The following is a 2,081-nucleotide window of genomic DNA, read 5'->3' on the forward strand; positions in this document are numbered from 1 at the left end:
GCCATAGTTTTTCTCTCTTTTCTATTTTTATTGCCTTATAGGCTGGTTTAACAAATTTAAACTGGATTTTATACTCAATGAAAATCAAAGAGTATTAGTCGCGGGTAAATCCAGTTGCACCCGTACGAGCGATATTTTTAATACCATATGGTCGAATCACTCGTAATAAAGCTTCACTCTTTTCAGCATTTCCCGTCATCTGGATGGTGATTGAGCTTGGAGCCACATCTACTACCGTTGCACGGAAAGGTTGGATAATGGCCAAGATTTCTGCACGCTTCTCAGCAGGAGCAGATACTTTTACCAAGATAACTTCTCTTTCCAAGTGTGGTTTATCTGTGATATCTCGAATGCGAATCACATCAATCTGACGATTGAGCTGTTTAATGATTTGCTCTACTTCATCATGAGATGCTACATCAATAATGATGGTGATACGAGATACATTGGGGTTCTCTGTCGCACCAACCGAGATACTCTCAATATTGACTTGACGACGAGAAAGGACACCTGTAAAACGATTCAAAACTCCTGAACGGTTTTGCAATCTAGCTGTTAACATTCTACGCATGGAACTTCACCCCCAACATCTCATGATTGCTCTTACCAGCTGGTACCATCGGTAAGACCTGTTCCTTACGAGAAATATCCACCTCGATAAACATGGGCACATCCTCCAGAATGACTTCTAGATCCTTCTCTATCGTCTCTGGATTATCAAATTTATAGTTTTTGATGCCATAAGCCTGTGCCATCAACTGGAAGTCAGGAAGTGTATCAAAGACTGACTCAGAAGTTCTACCCTCATAGAAGGATTCCTGCCACTGACGAACCATTCCTAGTGAGTGGTTATTCAACATGACAACCTTAATCGGCACCTTGTAGATGTTTAGGATCGCTAGCTCTTGGTTGGTCATTTGGAAGCCACCATCACCGACAAAAAGGATGACTTCTTTTTCTGGATTGGCAATCTTGGCTCCGATAGCTGCAGGAACTCCGAATCCCATGGTACCCAAACCACCTGAAGTGACTAACTGACGCTCATTTTGGTAAGGATAATACTGGGCTGTCCACATTTGGTGTTGTCCAACGTCAGTAACAACAATAGCATCCCCATGCGTCAACTCACCGATGCGTTCAATGACAGCCTGAGGTTGAACCACACGTTCTTTCTTATCATAAGAACGAACTCGATTCTTGTCCTTGGTGACTTTTTCAATCCACTTTTCAGTATTGTTATGAACAGTTGGTTCTGCCAGTAGCATCTGCAAGGCTTTCTTAGCATCTCCCACTACAGGAATATCTGCACTGATAATCTTACCAATCTCAGCTGGGTCAACATCGATATGGGCAACCTTAGCATTCTTCGCGAAGGTCTTAGGGTTCCCAGTCAAGCGGTCATCGAAACGGCAACCAATACTAATCATAAAGTCCGCTTCCGTCATTGCAATATTGGCTGCGAAAGAACCGTGCATTCCTCCCATCCCTAGAAAGAGCGGATGACTCGTTGCAATGGTTCCTTGCCCCAAAAGACTAGTGACTACTGGAATTTGGTAACGTTCAGCAAATTCATTGAGCTCTTTAGAAGCTTCCGCATAGCTGATACCACCGCCTGCTAACAAAACAGGTTTCTTGGCTTTTGACAATTGCTTCAAGATTTTCTTGATTTGCATGTCATTCGGTTCAAGCGTCGGTTGGTAACTTGGTAAATTCACCTCCGGTGAATAGATGAAATCTGTCTCTAGAGCTGATACATCCTTTGGCAAGTCAATCACAACAGGACCTGGACGACCTGTCGTTGCGATATGAACAGCTTCCGTAATGATACGGGGAATATCTGCTGTCTCACGAACTTGGTAATTGTACTTGGTAATGGGCATGGTAATCCCCACGATGTCCGCCTCCTGAAAAGCATCTTTCCCAATTCCAGCTCGCGCAACCTGACCTGTAAAGACCAAAAGGGGAACGCTATCGCTCATGGCATCTGCAATCCCTGTAATGGCATTTGTTGCTCCCGGCCCACTCGTGACGACGGCAACGCCCAACTTTCCAGTTGATTTGGCATATCCTTCAGCTTCGTG

General features: G+C 44.2%; 2 protein-coding genes. Both read right to left on the reverse strand.

Going from position 1 to position 2,081, the window contains the following annotated elements:
- Window positions 1-94: 94 nt before the first annotated feature.
- Window positions 95-571 (reverse strand): acetolactate synthase small subunit, encoded by a 477-nt coding sequence (gene ilvN / locus GMD4S_RS08260; RefSeq protein ID WP_001253813.1) that lies wholly within the window; start codon window positions 569-571, stop codon window positions 95-97.
- A partial coding sequence (locus GMD4S_RS08265; protein ID WP_000496265.1) for an acetolactate synthase large subunit occupies window positions 564-2,081 on the reverse strand: 1,518 nt, incomplete at its 5' end. The genes GMD4S_RS08265 and ilvN, both read right to left, overlap by 8 nt.

The organism is Streptococcus sp. GMD4S, from assembly GCF_000296955.1.

Excerpts from the sequence above, each read along its gene's own strand:
- ilvN (WP_001253813.1), bottom strand. The coding sequence starts at position 571 with ATGCGTAGAATGTTAACAGCTAGATTGCAAAACCGTTCAGGAGTTTTG.